The 16,546-nt window shown below is 42.1% G+C and carries 16 protein-coding genes; 14 read left to right on the top strand and 2 right to left on the bottom strand.

The features are described from left to right. The first annotated feature begins 3 nt into the window (after nt 1-3). From D2U88_RS00315 to acs, 10 genes are all read left to right on the top strand, one after another. A complete protein-coding gene (locus D2U88_RS00315; protein WP_119638306.1) occupies nt 4-963 on the top strand; it encodes a PhoH family protein in 960 nt (319 codons plus the stop codon). Nucleotide 964: 1 nt separating this feature from the next. Further along, the gene (locus D2U88_RS00310) at nt 965-1,924 is read left to right on the top strand and encodes a phosphoribosylaminoimidazolesuccinocarboxamide synthase (RefSeq protein ID WP_119638305.1); all 960 of its coding nucleotides are present in this window, start codon (nt 965-967) and stop codon (nt 1,922-1,924) included. Nucleotides 1,925-2,041: 117 nt separating this feature from the next. Then, complete coding sequence (locus D2U88_RS00305) at nt 2,042-2,455, top strand: IS1/IS1595 family N-terminal zinc-binding domain-containing protein (RefSeq protein WP_119638304.1); 414 nt, start codon at nt 2,042-2,044, stop codon at nt 2,453-2,455. A 96-nt stretch (nt 2,456-2,551) separates the two neighbouring features. Further along, a complete protein-coding gene (locus D2U88_RS00300) occupies nt 2,552-3,778 on the top strand; it encodes a hypothetical protein (protein ID WP_119638303.1) in 1,227 nt (408 codons plus the stop codon). Nucleotides 3,779-3,796: 18 nt separating this feature from the next. After that, nucleotides 3,797-4,060, top strand: a complete 264-nt coding sequence (locus D2U88_RS00295) for a DUF4212 domain-containing protein (protein WP_119638302.1) — start codon at nt 3,797-3,799, stop codon at nt 4,058-4,060. Between the two features lie 22 nt (nt 4,061-4,082). Further along, a complete protein-coding gene (locus tag D2U88_RS00290) occupies nt 4,083-5,789 on the top strand; it encodes a sodium:solute symporter family protein (RefSeq protein ID WP_119638301.1) in 1,707 nt (568 codons plus the stop codon). 82 nt (nt 5,790-5,871) lie between these two features. Beyond that, a complete protein-coding gene (locus tag D2U88_RS00285) occupies nt 5,872-6,066 on the top strand; it encodes a hypothetical protein (protein ID WP_119638300.1) in 195 nt (64 codons plus the stop codon). Continuing rightward, a complete protein-coding gene (locus D2U88_RS00280) occupies nt 6,059-8,749 on the top strand; it encodes a sodium:solute symporter family transporter (protein WP_119638299.1) in 2,691 nt (896 codons plus the stop codon). Before D2U88_RS00285 ends, D2U88_RS00280 begins: the two co-directional genes overlap by 8 nt. A gap of 2 nt (nt 8,750-8,751) precedes the next feature. Beyond that, nucleotides 8,752-9,114, top strand: a complete 363-nt coding sequence (locus tag D2U88_RS00275; protein ID WP_119638298.1) for a response regulator transcription factor — start codon at nt 8,752-8,754, stop codon at nt 9,112-9,114. Nucleotides 9,115-9,171: 57 nt separating this feature from the next. Further along, nucleotides 9,172-11,079 (top strand): acetate--CoA ligase, encoded by a 1,908-nt coding sequence (gene acs, locus D2U88_RS00270; protein WP_119638297.1) that lies wholly within the window; start codon nt 9,172-9,174, stop codon nt 11,077-11,079. An 8-nt stretch (nt 11,080-11,087) separates the two neighbouring features. Here the strand turns inward: acs and D2U88_RS00265 are convergent, their stop codons facing one another. Both D2U88_RS00265 and D2U88_RS00260 read right to left on the bottom strand, forming a co-directional pair. Further along, nucleotides 11,088-11,765 (bottom strand): 3'-5' exonuclease, encoded by a 678-nt coding sequence (locus D2U88_RS00265; RefSeq protein WP_119638296.1) that lies wholly within the window; start codon nt 11,763-11,765, stop codon nt 11,088-11,090. Continuing rightward, nucleotides 11,765-13,687 (bottom strand): DUF294 nucleotidyltransferase-like domain-containing protein, encoded by a 1,923-nt coding sequence (locus D2U88_RS00260; protein WP_119638295.1) that lies wholly within the window; start codon nt 13,685-13,687, stop codon nt 11,765-11,767. Before D2U88_RS00260 ends, D2U88_RS00265 begins: the two co-directional genes overlap by 1 nt. A 297-nt stretch (nt 13,688-13,984) precedes the next feature. Here D2U88_RS00260 and D2U88_RS00255 point away from each other — a divergent pair, with 297 nt between their 5' ends. The 4 genes from D2U88_RS00255 to D2U88_RS00240 all read left to right on the top strand — a co-directional run bounded on the left by D2U88_RS00255 (nt 13,985) and on the right by D2U88_RS00240 (nt 16,494). Then, nucleotides 13,985-15,193 carry a site-specific integrase gene (locus D2U88_RS00255; protein ID WP_094998965.1) on the top strand — a complete coding sequence of 403 codons (1,209 nt, stop codon included), beginning with the start codon at nt 13,985-13,987 and terminating at the stop codon, nt 15,191-15,193. A gap of 135 nt (nt 15,194-15,328) precedes the next feature. Beyond that, nucleotides 15,329-15,598, top strand: a complete 270-nt coding sequence (locus tag D2U88_RS00250; protein ID WP_094998964.1) for a helix-turn-helix domain-containing protein — start codon at nt 15,329-15,331, stop codon at nt 15,596-15,598. Nucleotides 15,599-15,600: 2 nt separating this feature from the next. Next, on the top strand, nt 15,601-15,894 hold the full coding sequence (locus D2U88_RS00245; protein WP_094998963.1) for a hypothetical protein: 294 nt from the start codon (nt 15,601-15,603) through the stop codon (nt 15,892-15,894). Between the two features lie 204 nt (nt 15,895-16,098). Further along, nucleotides 16,099-16,494, top strand: coding sequence for a hypothetical protein (locus tag D2U88_RS00240; RefSeq protein ID WP_225604828.1), 396 nt, complete (start codon nt 16,099-16,101; stop codon nt 16,492-16,494). Nucleotides 16,495-16,546 lie beyond the last annotated feature (52 nt).

Genomic DNA, 16,546 nt, shown 5'->3' with positions numbered 1-16,546 from the left:
TTTTTGAACGAACTTATAATAGAACTTACGGACATCAGCCCCCAAGAATTTTTCGGGCAGCAAAACGAAAACATCGAACTGCTCAAAAAATACTTTCCAAAGTTAAAGATTGTAGCCAGGGGTAACAAGATCAAAGTTTATGGTGATGAAGAACTCCTTGAGGAGTTTGACAAGCGCTTTGATGAGATTACGGGCCAATTTGCCAAGTACAACAAGTTGGACGAGAACATGATCGAGCGTATCCTTACCAGTACCAGCGAGGAGGATTATACTTCTTCCAAGAGCAGTGGGGATGTTTTGGTCCATGGCGTCAATGGTCGCTTGATCAAGGCACAGACAGCCAACCAACGTAAAGTGGTGGATGCCTGCAAAAAAGACGATATGGTCTTTGCCATTGGTCCGGCAGGTACGGGAAAAACCTATACGGGGGTGGCCTTGGCCGTGAAGGCGCTCAAGGAAAAGCAGGTACGACGTATCATATTGACGCGCCCGGCGGTGGAAGCTGGGGAGAACCTTGGATTTTTACCCGGTGATCTCAAAGAGAAATTGGATCCCTACATGCAGCCGTTGTACGATGCCCTTAGGGATATGATCCCGGCGGAAAAACTGGCCAAATACTTGGAGGATGGCACCATCCAAATTGCGCCCATGGCCTTTATGCGGGGCCGTACGTTGGACAATGCCTTTGTGATTTTGGATGAGGCCCAGAATACCACCCACGCCCAAATGAAAATGTTCTTGACCAGGATGGGTAAGAATGCCAAGTTTTTGTTGACAGGTGATCCAGGACAGATCGATTTGCCTAGAAGGGTCATTTCTGGTCTTAAGGAAGCTTTGCTTATTTTAAAGAATGTGGATGGTATCAGCATTATTTATTTGGATGATAAGGATGTGATCCGCCACAGATTGGTCAAGAAGGTCATCGATGCCTATAAAAACATAGAGCACCAAAATCAATTCTAATATGGGACTGAATACGTTGATGTCCACGGACTTTGATTTTCCGGGACAAAAATCCGTTTATAAAGGAAAGGTAAGGGAGGTCTATACCTTACAAAATGATGTTTTGGTGATGGTGGCCACGGACCGTTTGTCCGCATTTGATGTGGTCATGCCCAAAGGCATACCCTACAAAGGGCAGATTTTGAACCAGATTGCCACCAAAATGATGAAGGATACGGAGGACATTGTTCCTAATTGGTTAATGGCCACTCCTGATCCCAATGTGGCTGTAGGGGAAGCCTGTGAACCGTTCAAGGTGGAAATGGTGATCCGTGGATATCTTTCTGGACATGCAGCAAGGGAGTACAGGGCTGGCAAGAGAATGTTGTGCGGGGTACCCATGCCCGAAGGAATGAAGGAAAATGACAAGTTCCCGAACCCCATCATTACCCCAGCAACCAAGGCGGAAAAAGGCGACCATGACGAGGATATTTCCAGAGAGGACATTTTAAAGAGGGGTATCGTTTCCAAAGAGGACTACGAGGTGCTGGAAAAGTATACCAAGGCTCTTTTTCAAAGAGGAACTGAGATAGCTGCAAAAAGAGGATTGATTTTGGTAGATACCAAATATGAGTTTGGCAAAACCAAGGATGGTAAAATCGTATTGATCGATGAAATCCACACACCCGATTCTTCCCGATATTTTTATGCCGAAGGATACGAAGAGCGCCAGGCCAAGGATGAGGCACAAAAGCAATTGTCAAAAGAATTTGTTAGACAATGGCTCATTTCCAACGGATTCCAAGGATTGGAAGGGCAAACGGTTCCCGAAATGTCCGATGATTATATCGAGTCGGTGTCTAACCGTTATATCGAATTATACGAAAATATTACGGGTGAAAAATTCGTAAAAAGCGATATTTCCAGTATCGAAGACCGCATATTCAAGAATATAAGCGATTATTTGTCCAAACAGACCTAAAATTGCCTTCCTTTCAATAAAACTGGGCTTAATTTGACGAATTCATTATTCTAAAAGCACTTTTTGTTTAAATATTTAAAGCTAAATTGGTATATTTATGCTAATTAAATATATTCAATGCAAAGCTGCCCAAATTGTTCTTCCTCCGAATTCACCAAAGCAGGCGTCATTAATGAGAGGCAGCGCTATAAATGTAAATCCTGCGGTTACTATTTTACGGTTCCCAAATTGGGAAAGCAGATTGATGACTACTACGTAAACAAGGCCTTACAGCTTTATTTAGAGGGGCTTACGTATCGTGAAATTGAAAGAATCTTGGGTGTCTCCCATGTTTCGGTGATGAATTGGGTCCGGAAGTACAACATCAAGCGGCCATACAATTCAAAATACCATCCCACCTATAAGATCTTGAATCTGGGTGAGCTCCAGAAATATTTTAACAATCCAGAAAATCTAAAAGGGGCCGGTCAATTGGTGACCGAACTTGGGGATAAGTTCATGCTTATAAATTGGGACCGTTTCAAAGATTGAGTATAGGTATTTAGCAAAAATATATATTGATTTTGCTTTCAGTACTTTTTTTTAGGATGTTCGTGATGCACATAACTCACTAACATCCAAACTGAAATGAAAAGAATCCTTCTTGGAATGGTACTAACACTTCTGTTCATTCCTAAATCATTCTCGCAGGGTAACACTGAATATACGGGGGGTTACAAAATCAATTTTAACGAAGATGGTTCAAAATATCTTCGAATCATTGCATGGGGTCAATTTTGGGCCCAATACAGCGATGATGTTCCCGACGATGCCAGTAACCTGAACCTAAGTGTAAGACGGGCCAGGGTATTGACATTTACCCAATTGAACAAAAAGTTTTTGATCCTTACCCATTTCGGATTGAACAGTTTGAATGGAAGTAACCTTAGCCCGACAGGGAAAGGAGAATCTTCCCAATTGTTCTTTCATGATTTCTGGGGAGAGTGGCAAATTGGAAAGAACATTGCCGCAGGTTCTGGATTACATTACTGGAACGGAATTTCACGACTGAACAACAGTAGCACCCTGAACTTCATGACTTTGGACAATAATAGGGAGTCATGGGCCGCTTTGGGCCTTAGCGACCAGTTTGCCCGTCATTTGGGTGTTTACCTAAAAGGTAAAGTAGGTAGGTTACAGTATCGGGTTTCCTATAATGAGGCCATTACCACTACTTTGGACTCCGGGAATGACCCGACCCCCAATGGTAGGGCGGTATATCGTGGTAGGGAGCTTTTGGGAGCAGGTAATGCCGGCAAGGTAGTACAAGGATATTTTGACTACCATTTCTTGGATGAAGAATCTAATTTCCTACCTTACAAGGTGGGAACGTACCTAGGCAGCAAAAAGGTCTTCAATATTGGAGCTGGTTTCTTGAACCATCGAAATGGAGTTGTGGTGATGGATGGAACAGGAAATTTGGAAGGAGAGGACGTGAATATTTTCGCTGTGGATGCTTTTTATGACGCTCCCTTGGCTGATGACGGTTCGGCCATCACGGCATACGGGGTTTTCCAAAGCAATGATTACGGACGCAATTTTGTCTTGGGACCTTATGGTACAGGTAACATGATTTACGGACATGTAGGCTATTTGATTCCTGGAGCGGCGAATAAGTCAAGGGTACAACCTTATTTGTCTTATCAGACCAGGAGCATTGATGCGATTGATGACAATGCGACCCGATTCGGGATTGGGGCCAACCTGTTCATGACAGGGCACCATTCCAAACTCACACTGGAATATGCCAATTCCAAAGTTGGAAACGGTAATAGTTCCGGGGTTTTAACACTGCAAGCACATATCTATTTATAATCACTAAACCAACAAATTATGTCAGAAAAACAGAAAAAGGCAACAGCTTATTGGAAAGAAAACCTGAGGTATCTGGTTATTCTTTTAACCATTTGGTTCTTGGTCTCCTACGGGGCCGGCATCATGTTCAAGGATGCTTTGAACAACATTCGCTTGGGCGGATTCAAACTTGGATTCTGGTTCGCACAACAAGGGTCGATTTATGTATTTGTCATCCTCATTTTTGTCTACGTTCGATTGATGAACAAACTGGACAAAAAATACGGCTACGACGAAGATTAACTAACCAACAAAAACTAGAATTATGAGTGTACAAGTATGGACATATCTATTGGTGGGCATTTCTTTCGCCCTATATATCGGCATAGCCATTTGGTCCAGGGCCGGATCTACTAAAGAATATTATGTTGCTGGCGGGGGTGTTTCCCCATTGGCCAACGGAATGGCCACGGCAGCGGACTGGATGTCGGCAGCTTCCTTTATTTCCATGGCAGGGATTATCGCCTTTGCCGGGTATGATGGTGCCGTTTATTTAATGGGTTGGACAGGAGGCTACGTGCTTCTGGCCTTGTTGCTGGCGCCTTACCTAAGAAAATTCGGGAAGTTTACGGTGCCTGATTTTATCGGGGAGCGTTATTATTCCAGAACAGCACGGATCGTGGCCGTGATATGCGCCTTGATCGTTTCCTTTACCTATGTGGCTGGGCAAATGCGTGGCGTGGGTATTGTTTTCTCCAGATTCTTGGAAGTGGACATCAACACAGGGGTAATCATCGGTATGGTCATCGTTTTGTTCTATGCCGTGCTTGGTGGAATGAAGGGAATCACCTATACCCAAGTGGCCCAATATTGCGTATTGATTTTTGCCTTTATGGTGCCCGCTATTTTCATTTCCTTCCAAATGACAGGAAACCCAATTCCACAATTGGGGATGGGTGGAACAGTAGCGGACGGAACTTATCTATTGGATAAATTGGATGGACTTACCACCGAATTGGGCTTTGCAGAATATACGGATGGTTCTAAAAGTTTGGTGGATGTTTTTGCCATTACCCTAGCCTTAATGGTGGGTACTGCTGGTTTACCACACGTAATTGTTCGTTTCTTCACTGTAAAACGTGTTAAGGATGCCAGAAAATCAGCTGGATGGGCCTTGTTGCTCATTGCCATCCTGTATACCACAGCCCCTGCGGTTGCCGTGTTCGCAAGGACCAATTTGATCGAGACGGCTAGTGAAAAGGAATATGCTTCTATGCCACAGTGGTTCAAGAACTGGGAAGAAACCGGTTTATTGAAATATGATGACAAGAACGGTGATGGCAAGATCCAATATGTAGGTGCTGCCGATAAAAATGAATTGACTGTGGATAGGGATATCATGGTATTGGCAAATCCTGAGATCGCGAACTTGCCTGCTTGGGTCATTGCCTTGGTTGCCGCAGGAGGTTTGGCAGCTGCCCTTTCCACTGCAGCCGGATTACTATTGGTGATTTCATCCTCCATTTCCCATGACTTGATCAAAAATGTATTCAATCCAAAACTATCAGAAAAAGGAGAGCTTTGGGCCGCAAGGATTTCTGCAGCGGTTGCCGTAGTGATTGCAGGGTACTTCGGAATTAACCCACCCGGATTTGTAGCGGCAGTGGTCGCCCTAGCCTTCGGGTTAGCGGCAGCATCGTTCTTCCCTGCTATCATCTTGGGTATTTTCTATAAGAAAATGAACAGCAAAGGGGCTATTTCCGGAATGATCGTGGGTATCTCCCTCATGCTTTTCTACATGCTTAAATTCAAGTTTGGTTTGTTCGATGGAGGAAAAGAAGCGGTTGCTGGATTGCAAAGTGATTGGTGGTTCGGTATTTCGCCTGAAGGTTTTGGAACCATTGCCATGATCGTCAACTTTATTGTGGCACTTACGGTGAACCAATTTACCGCAGAGCCTCCAGAAGAAGTCCAAGAAATTGTGGAACACATTAGAATACCTAGCGGTGCAGGTGAAGCATCGGCACATTAATTTAGTTGGTTGTGATAAACGGTGCGGTGATTTGATACCGCACCGTTTTTTGTAATTTTAGTAAGCCGACGAGCAATAGAAAATGAAGAAAAGGCATCAGCAAAAATTGATACTCATTTCCATAGTCCTATTCTTTTTATGGAACGTTCCCTTTGTGGCCATTTTTGATGTGGACGGACATGTTTTTGGTTTTCCCATTCTATATGTCGCCATTTTTTTGAGTTGGTTGCTGTCCATCATTTTTGCCTATATCATTTTAAGGAAGTTCTATGAGTAATTACGTGGTAGGACTTATAATTGTGATGTATTTGGCCATGCTTTTTGTATTGGCCTATTTTGCTGAGAAGAACCCCCGAGGCAAGTGGACCAACAATCCATACGTGTATACCCTTTCCTTAGCGGTGTATTGTACGGCATGGACCTATTATGGGAGTGTGGGCATTGCATCTCGGTCGGGTATCAGCTTTTTGGCCATTTATTTGGGTCCTGTGATTTCTTTTCCGCTATGGATCGTAGTGATGAAAAAGGTCATTCGCATTTCCAAGCAGCATAAAATATCAAGTATTGCAGATTTTATATCGATGCGGTATGGAAACAACAGATTTTTGGGAGCCTTGGTGACCATCACCTGCTTGTTGGCCATCATTCCCTACATTTCCCTACAATTGAAGGCCGTTTCGGAAACATTTTCTCTGATTTCAACAGAAAACAGTTATGTTTCCACTGGGTTTCTGGACGATTCCACTTTTTATATTGCATTGCTCATTGCGGTTTTTGTCGCTTTTTACGGTACCCGTTCCACGGATACTTCTCAACACAAAAAGGGTATTATTGCTACTGTGGCGTTCGAATCCGTTTTAAAATTGGTGTTCTTTCTGGCCATTGGTATTTATGTAACGTACTATCTTTTTGATGGGACCACCGATTTGTATGAACAGGCTTCCTTGAGAGACAATTTTCATCAGCTTACTTCCCTTGGAGGGTTGGAAAATGGCTTCAATTGGTTGTTTACCATTTGTCTGTCTTTTTTCGCCATTTTTCTATTGCCCAGGCAGTTTCATGTGGCTGTGGTAGAAAACGACAATGAAAATTATTTGAAAAAGGCCATTTGGCTGTTTCCCTTGTATCTTTTGCTCTTCAATCTTTTTGTGATTTTCATTGCATGGGCGGGGAACATTCGTCTTCCTGATGTGGTCAACCATGATTATTATTCGCTTTTACTACCCTTACAACAAAACAACCAAGGTCTAGTATTGATGGTGTTCATTGGTGGTTTTACCGCTGTGATTTCCATGATCGTGGTCTCTACCTTGGCACTGTCCACCATGGTGAGCAACAATATTGTGATTCCCTACGGTTTTATCAAAAAATTGGTGGAAGGCAATCCAGAGGAAAACACCAAAAGAATCAAGAATATACGTCGTGTAGCTATTTTTTTCTTGATCGTTATCGCTTATTTCTTCTATGTGAATTTCTCAGCCCAACTTTCACTCTTTTCAATCGGGTTGATTTCTTTTGTGCTCATTGCCCAATTGGCCCCTTCCTTTTTTCTTGGGTTGACCTGGAGGAGGGGAACGGCACGGGGAGCTGAAATAGGTATTTTAATGGGATTGGCAGTTGTGTTTTATACGCTTTTGTTACCGATTATCAGTCAGGTAATCATGCCCAATGTCAAGTTTGTGGAAGAAGGTCTTTTTGGTTATTCTTGGCTTAAACCGGCACAACTTTTTGGACTGGATTATTTGACACCGGAAAGTAATGCCTTTTTGTGGAGCATGTCGTTCAATACCTTGTCATTTGTCGGCTTTTCACTCCGCACCAAAGGTAATTATAGGGAGCGGAACTATGCCGAAATGTTTGTGAACCAGTCCAATTACGAAAATTTACAGGAAGGTGCCTTCGTGTGGAAAGGAGAGGCCTATGTGGCAGATATCAAAAGATTGTTGAGCAGGTTTTTGGGAGAGACAAGGACCAATCGAGCACTGCGGGTATTCAATAAAAAACACAACATTTCTGATACCGAGGAAAAAGCGGATGCCCGTTTGATCAACTTTTCGGAAAAGTTGTTGACCGGAAGTATCGGTAGTGCTTCTGCCAAGATTTTGTTGTCTTCGGTATCCAAGGAAACACCGATTAGTTTGGTAGAAGTGCTCAATATTTTGGAAGAAAGCAAAGAGACCAAAGCCAACAACAAACTCCTCTTTGAAAAATCCGAACAGCTCACCGCCATGGCCCATCAACTCAAGGAAGCCAATGAAGAGTTGCTGTTACAGGATAGACAAAAAGATGAGTTCCTGGATACCGTGGCGCACGAGTTAAAAACCCCGATAACTTCCATTAAGGCCGCTTCCGAAGTATTGGAAGACGATGACATGCCACCAGAACTGCGCAAACAATTCCTGGAGAACATCAGTCGCGATACGGATAGGTTGGATACGTTGATCCACAACATCCTTGATCTTGAAAAGTTGTCGGACAACAGAACAGAACTCGATATTAAAAAACGTAAGATCAACAAGACCATAAAAAAAGCAATCAAGGGCGTAGAACAAATTGCCGCTAAAAAACAAGTGGGCATCGAGTTCACTGAACAGGAAATTGTGGAAGTACCCTTTGATGAGGACCGAATATTGCAGGTTTTGACGAATTTGCTGTCCAATTCCCTTAAATTTACGGAACCACATACAGGAACCATCAAAATCCATTTGGAGGATGGGGATAAAGCTTTGAGAGTATCCGTTGAGGATAACGGACGTGGCATTCCGGCAGAGGATCAAGCCTACATTTTCGATAAGTTTTATCAATCTAAGAACCAGAACACCAAAAAGCCACAGGGTAGTGGGTTGGGCCTTGCCATTTGTAAAAAAATCATGGAGGGCCATAAGGGTTCCATTTGGGTGGACAAAGGATTTAAGAAAGGGGCACGTTTGGTTTTTGAACTGCCCAAAAGCAAGAATTGAACATGAAGAAAATTTTGATCGTGGATGATGAGCCCAACATTGTAATGTCCTTGGAATATGCTTTTAAAAAGAAGGATTTTGAGGTATTCATTGCCCGGGACGGAACAGAGGCCATGGAGATTGCGGAGCGGGAGAAACCGGATTTGATTCTTTTGGATATCATGATGCCAAAGATGGATGGTTATGAAACCTTGAAGAGAATTCGCGAAAGCGAAAATTTAGGACACACCAAAGTGGTGTTTCTCTCCGCAAAGAGCAAGGAAAAGGACATTGAAAAAGGATTGAAAATGGGTGCGGATGGATATATGACCAAGCCCTTTTCCATAAAAAAAATCATCAGTGATGTGGAGGAAATGATCACATAACATAACTCCTATCATCAAACTTATAACGAAACTAATATTAACTAAACATATCATTAGATGAGTAATTATCATATCAAACATCTGGAGGAATATTTTCAGGTGTACCGTAAATCGGTCAGAAATCCAGAAGGTTTTTGGGAAGAGGTTGCGGAAGAACATTTTCTCTGGAGAAAGAAATGGAATTCGGTATTGGAATGGGATTTTAGCAAACCAGAGATCAAATGGTTCGATGGGGCGAAACTGAACATCACCGAAAACTGTATTGATAGGCATTTGAGCATTCGGGGCGATAAGACCGCCATTCTTTTTGAGCCCAACGACCCCAACGAACCTGCCGAGCATATCACCTATCATCAATTGCATGAAAGGGTTTGCCGGTATGCCAACGTGTTGAAGGACCAAGGTGTGGAGAAAGGGGATAGGGTCGTCATCTATTTACCCATGATTCCGGATCTGGCCATTGCGGTATTGGCCTGTGCCCGAATTGGCGCGGTCCACTCAGTGGTTTTTGCTGGATTCTCATCCACGGCCTTGGCCACGAGGATCAACGACTGTGGCGCAAAAATGGTATTGACCTCTGATGGGTCTTATCGCGGAAGCAAAGCCATCGATCTTAAAGGAATTGTGGATGAAGCTTTGAAACAATGTCCGGATGTGAAATCGGTCTTGGTTTCCAAAAGAACTGGAAGTGAGATCAACATGAAAGAAGGTCGGGACCAATGGGTTCAACCTCTTTTGGACAAGGCTTATGCCGATTGCTCGCCTGTGGTCATGGATTCCGAGGATCCTTTGTTCATTTTGTACACTTCGGGATCAACGGGTCGCCCAAAAGGGATGGTACACACCACTGGAGGATACATGGTATACACAGCCTATACCTTTAAAAATGTGTTCCAGTATAAGGAAGAGGACATTTATTGGTGTACTGCCGATATCGGTTGGATTACCGGACATTCCTATATCGTGTATGGACCATTGGCAAATGGGGCCACAACGGTGATGTTCGAAGGAGTGCCTTCCTATCCAGATTTTGGAAGGTTCTGGGATGTGGTCCAAAAACATAAAGTGACCCAATTCTATACGGCACCAACGGCTATTAGGGCCTTGGCAAAAGAAAATTTGGATTTTGTGACCAAGTACGACCTTTCCAGTTTGAAGGTATTGGGTACCGTTGGGGAACCCATTAACGAAGAAGCTTGGCACTGGTACAACGACCACGTTGGGGATAAAAAATGTCCTATCGTAGATACATGGTGGCAAACGGAAACCGGAGGCATCTTGATTTCACCCATACCATATTCCACACCGACCAAACCCACTTATGCTACCTTGCCCATGCCGGGCATCCAGCCAGCGTTGATGGACGAAAACGGAAAAGAGATCAAAGGCAACCAAGTGGATGGACGATTGTGTATCAAATTTCCATGGCCTTCCATAGCAAGAACCATTTGGGGCAATCATGAGCGCTACAAGGACACCTATTTTTCAGCTATTGAAGGAAAATATTTTACTGGTGATGGTGCCTTAAGGGACGAAGTGGGCTATTATCGAATTACCGGTAGGGTAGATGACGTGATCATTGTTTCCGGACACAATCTTGGAACCGCACCTATTGAGGATGCCATCAACGAACACCCAGCCGTTGCGGAATCTGCCATTGTTGGTTTCCCACATGATATCAAAGGAAATGCCTTGTATGGCTACATTATTTTGAAGGAAACCGGAGAATACCGTAATAGGGAAAACTTGGCCAAGGAGATCAATCAATTGATAACCGAGCATATCGGCCCGATTGCCAAACTGGATAAAATCCAGTTTGTTCCCGGATTGCCCAAAACCCGGAGCGGTAAGATCATGCGACGTATTCTTAGGAAAATTGCCTCCAAGGATACCAGTAATTTAGGGGATACATCAACCTTGTTGAATCCAGAAGTGGTGGAACAGATCATGAAGGAAAGTCTGTAAATCCAATTTTATAGACCAAATCGTAAAGGGCCTTGTTTTCGGATAAGGTCCTTTAATTTTTTGGGCTTCAATTTTTCAACGGTTCTTAGAAAAGCAATAGCGGTGATAAATGCATCTCCCAAGGCGGTATGCCGATCCTTCCTGGAGATGCTGAATTTTTTGGCCAGATCATCCAGCGTATAGCGATCCTTCTTTTGAACAACGGTAGAAATCAATAAAGTTCGCTCGTACAGGGATTCGGTATCCAAATTTTCGTTTTTCAATTTGGGAAGGCCGTTTCTTTTCAAAGCGGCATTGATCATGTTCACATCGAACATGACATGGTGCCCCACCAACACATGGTTTTCAACATAGACCAAAAACTGCTTGAGTGCATCCAATTCGGATATCCGTTCCCTTTTACTCTTTTTTAAAATGCCATGTATCTCGGCACTTTCCACATCGTAATGTTCTTGTTCTATGTAGACCTCAAAACTGTCTTTTACCACAATATTGTTGTCCTTTAGTTTTAAGGCCCCAATGCAAAGCATTCGATCTCGGGTCAAATTAAAACCAGTGGTTTCCGTATCGAATACGATGAAGGTATTGTCCTTGATCAGCTCAGGCAACGGATGTTTGAAGTGCTCCTCGTAGGCCCACCAAAAATCAGGAAACCCCAGTTGTTTCTTTTTGGAGAAAAACCACATCAGCGCAGCAGGTTTTTAACTTGGAACCGAACTTCAATAAGGGATTGGATTTCCTTAATGGTTTTGAAGGTCCGCTTCAGTTTTATTTTTTCTTCCTTGTTCAATTGGTCCAAAGCTATGAACCTCCCCGAATCGTTGTGCAGCAGCCCTTGGCGGGTCCTAAATTTCAATAAGGCCTTACTGGCATACGAACACGCCAAAAAGAGTTCACGGTTATTGGGTTCCAATTCAGCCAATTTCTCGTACCGCTCTGCCGTATTGTTGATGGACTTTATGGAGTGGGAGAGGATAAGAACCCTTGCCGCATCAATAATGGGCATCAAGGCCCGAAGTTTTAGGTCGAAAAAATCCTTGTGCTCCCCATCCTGTTCCACCAAAAAATCCCTAAAGAACCCTGATGGCGATGGGTTTTGCATGGCACCACTGGCCAAGTGCGTCAAAAATTGTGGATAGTGGTTGGCATGGTCAAAAATGCTATGGGACAGTTCATCGGCCAAGGCTTTGCTGCCGTAGGTCACATTATAGTCAAAAAAGATAGAAGAAAGCAGAATTTCCTCCGGGCCGGGATTGTTGATCCAATGTGAGGTAACATGTTTCCACTCACTGAGACTATGGCACCACGAAGGGTTGGAAGCCATCATCTCCGCAGGGCAGTACTCAAAACCAACGGTATTCAACTCCTTGGAAATTTGAGAGCCCAATTGTAAAAAATAAGCTCGTGTCTCCTCTAGATTTTCTTCTGGGACATCCTCAAAAAGAATGGCATTGTCCTGATCGGTATTCAACAGTTGTTCCCCTCGACCTTGACTTCCCATGGTAAGCCAGGTAAAATCCACAGGAGGCTTTTTTTCCATGGAATCCAAAGTGATTTCAATTATGCGCTTGGTAGAGGCATCATTGAGTTCGGAAATGATCTTGGACACCAGGCCAATGGGGATATTCTGTTCCAAATATCCTTGTAACAATGTCATGATGCCATGCCTGATACTGCGCAGCCTTTTGGAGTCCGTAGCTCTTTTGATGGCGCGAAGCAATACAGCAGGGTTGTTGCCCAAGGCCAACATCACATCGTGTTTGGAGAGGATGCCAACAGCTTTGGCATCGGTAGTGCCGTCTTCGGTAAGGACTAGATGGCTGATGTTACTTTTCATCATGGCCATTTGTGCTTGGGCCACGGTCAACTCCTTGGGATAAGTAATGACGGGAGACGACATGATGGATTTGGCACTTCCGGTAATGGGAAAATTCCCCGTCGCCACTTTTTGTCTAAGGTCTTTATCCGTGATGATTCCCAAGGGTAAATCGCCATTCATTACTAAAATGCTACTCACGTTATGCTTGGCCATGGTCGTTGCCACGGTCTTGATCTTGGTCCCTTCGGTACAGGTAACCAAATCAGTGGAGTACCGAACCGGTTGAAGGTCCAATATTTTAGTACTAGGATTGTTATCGCTAGTATTGGCCGTCACCCCATAAAGTTTGCCCCGGTGTTTTATGGAATAGGGGTTTCGGGTATTGGAAGCAAAGCTTTCGATCAAAAAATTCCCGACCCTCTTGTTCTCCAAGGCCAAGGGTTTAAAATCCTTGATAGGCACCGCGTAAAGAATGGTCTCTTCATAGGCTTTGGCTTCCAATTTATAGCTTTCCTGGGCCAGTAGGGGGCGCAGCCCAAAAACATCCCCTTCATCACAAATGTCTAGAATTTGGCTTGAACCCTTTTTGGTAAGCGCTATGGCGCCTTTGTTCACCACATAAAAATAGGCATGGGGCTCTTCCTTTTCAGTAAAGACCACGCTGTTACTTTCCTTATGGATAATGGTCACCTGGAGGGAAAGCAGGTCCAATTGCTTAGGATCCAATGCATTGAAGGGAGGGTAGTTTTTTAGGAAGTCCGCTACGCGTTCAGAAATGGTATTTTTCATGGTACCCTAAATTTAGGGGTAAAACCTGTTGGTTGGACTAGGAACAATAAAAAAAGACCATCAATTTGATGGTCTTTTTCTGTAGCGAGAGGGGGACTTGAACCCCCGGCCTCCGGGTTATGAATCCTGAGACATTTGAACCCATTTGGTCTAATATGAATTGATAATCAATTGTTTATGAGTTATTTGACTATTTCTATTTGCTCAATAAAGCCATAAAAATTCAAGAAAAACCACCAAATGTTTTACCTATGTTTTACCTAAAATTTGTATCTTTAGGTAATAAAATTGGGGTTTATGGCTACTATACAATCATTTTTAATGAAAAAACCAAATAGCGCTGGCCTTTTTCCAATCGCTATTCGAATTACCAAAGATAGAAGGTCGTCATATTTATTCACTGGACAGTATATTGAAAGCAAATTTTGGGATGATAAATTTAAACGCGTTAAAAAATCTCATCCCAATTCAAAACGTCTAAATAGTTTAGTCGCAAAGAAGATAGCAGAAGCAAACGACAGATTAATTGACAATGAAAATCAAAACAATTCCCAATCCGCAAAAAAAATAAAGAAAAAGATTATTGGAAAAACCAAAATGGATTTTTTTGAAGCTAGTAAGCTGTTTTTGTCCAATCTCTTAAAACGAAAGAAATTCAATCAGCACTACAATCAAGAAAAAAGACTAGACATTTTCAAAACATTTTTAGGGCGTAAAAAACTTTTTTTTACGGATCTGGACGTTACTCTGTTAAAGGATTTCAAAGCATATCTCTTGTATGATAGAAAGGTTGCTGAAAGGACTGCGATAAATTACCTAATGCTTATTCGAACCATCTATAATTTTGCCAGAAAGGAATATCATGTAGATGATGGCAATTATCCATTTGGTAAAGGTAAAATACAGATCAAATTTCCCGAAAGCGAAAAGATTGGATTGAATAGGGAAGAGGTTCTATTGCTTGAAACGGCTAATAATTTAACAAAAGCACAACTTCATGCCGTCTACGCTTGGCTAACTAGTTTTTACTTTGCAGGTGTTCGTGTCGCCGATCTCATAAAGCTAAAATGGAAAGATTTTAAAGATGGTCGTTTATATTATCGTATGGGGAAGAACAGAAAACTTGTCTCATTGGTCGTTCCAGATAAGGCCAAAGAAATACTAGCATATTTTGCTGCTCAGAAGACAGGAAAGGATGATTTAGTTTTTCCTTTTTTAAAAGGTACCGATTTGAAAGATGAGAAAAGGGTGGCAACCAGAGTTAAGACCATTACCCGTAATCTAAACCGTCGATTGGAAATTGTCGGCGAAAAGCTTGGTATTGAGAAGAAGATATCTATGCATATTGCGCGGCATAGTTTTGGAAATATTTCCGGTGATAAAATACCTATTCAAATGCTCCAAAAATTGTATCGCCATTCTTCGATTACAACTACGGTTAATTATCAATCGAATTTTATGCACAAAGAAACTGATGACGCTTTGGAAAAAGTCATCAATTTCTAAATCGCTAAAGTTCCATACAACCAATAAATCGACCGATGGACTTCTTTACGGGGAACAGATTTCGGAAAATCTTTAAATTACGGGGATAATAGACCCAAAAAATGGGGTAATCCATTTTGGCAAAGAATTAATACAATGCAAGTAGTTTGCCTACAAGAAGAAGCTTTCTATGCCTTATTTGATAAGGTAATCGAACATGTAGAATCCAAAAGAAAAGATAAACCTGACAAATGGATCGATGGGGAAGAGGCAATGTTCCATCTAAAAATAAAGTCTACCACTACTTTGCAAAAGCTTAGGGACGAAGGTAAAATCAGATTTTCCCAACCTCAAAAGAAAGTAATTCTATATGATAGGGATTCTATTAATGAATATATTGAGGCGCACGTTCGTGAAACTTTTTAGCCATGGAAGAAAATATTAAAATTGATGAGGAGTATAAAAAAGCATTTAATCTTGGCTATGAATTGGCGAAAGAGTTAAATCTAACAACTCCGATGTTCAAAAACGTTGCGTCAACCGACGATCACATGAATGCTATGCAAGCAGGAATGATGCAATACTCTAACGAACTAAATAAAAATCTACATAAAGGAAATGTCCGACATCAGGAATCAAATGTAAAACCACAAAATATAGCCATTGTTCAATCAAACAAGAATAATAAGGATATGGGAAAGGGATTAGACTTTTCCAATTGAGAAGACCATTGCTAAATACCCTATATCCTGATATCCTGAATTGAAATATCCTGAATTGAAACATGATGTATCCCAAGGGTAGTTGGAATTGGTAAAAAGGTTATTTCTTAAGTTTTGACGCAAAAGCGTAGACTACCAATTCTTCAGCCTTTCAAGTTTTTGCACAACCTGTGCATCGATTAATTCTTACCTTTGTTGAAATTTATGAAAACACTTTTTTCCATATCAATGTCGCTATTATTCTTTTTTCAGGGAATTAGTATTGATATGGACTTTTGTGGACCCATTAAAGAAATTTCAAGCATCCTAATCCATTACCAAGACCATAAAGTTTATGGTGACTCTTTCCTTGAATATGTAGTTGAAGATTACTTTGGTAACGTAGCAAAAGCTGAAAGGCACCATAATGACTCTGGTAAGCAGAAAACACCAATCCATTCCCATCAGCAATGTTGCCACCCTTTAGTATTAATTATTGCGAACAACAATTCGGCTTTAATTAATCTATTAAAGTTTGAAGGGAAAGAACAGTTTAACTTATATAAAGTAAACTTCACTTCCAGATATTTGGAATCGCTTTTCCAACCACCTAAAGTATAATTCAGTTTTTTTAAGGATAGCTATATCCTTACGTGATGCTTTTCAAAATAAG

This window comes from Flagellimonas aequoris (assembly GCF_003584165.1).
In the GTDB taxonomy this organism is placed as follows: Bacteria; Bacteroidota; Bacteroidia; order Flavobacteriales; family Flavobacteriaceae; genus Flagellimonas; species Flagellimonas aequoris.
This window is presented reverse-complemented; position numbering and strand designations above follow the sequence as displayed.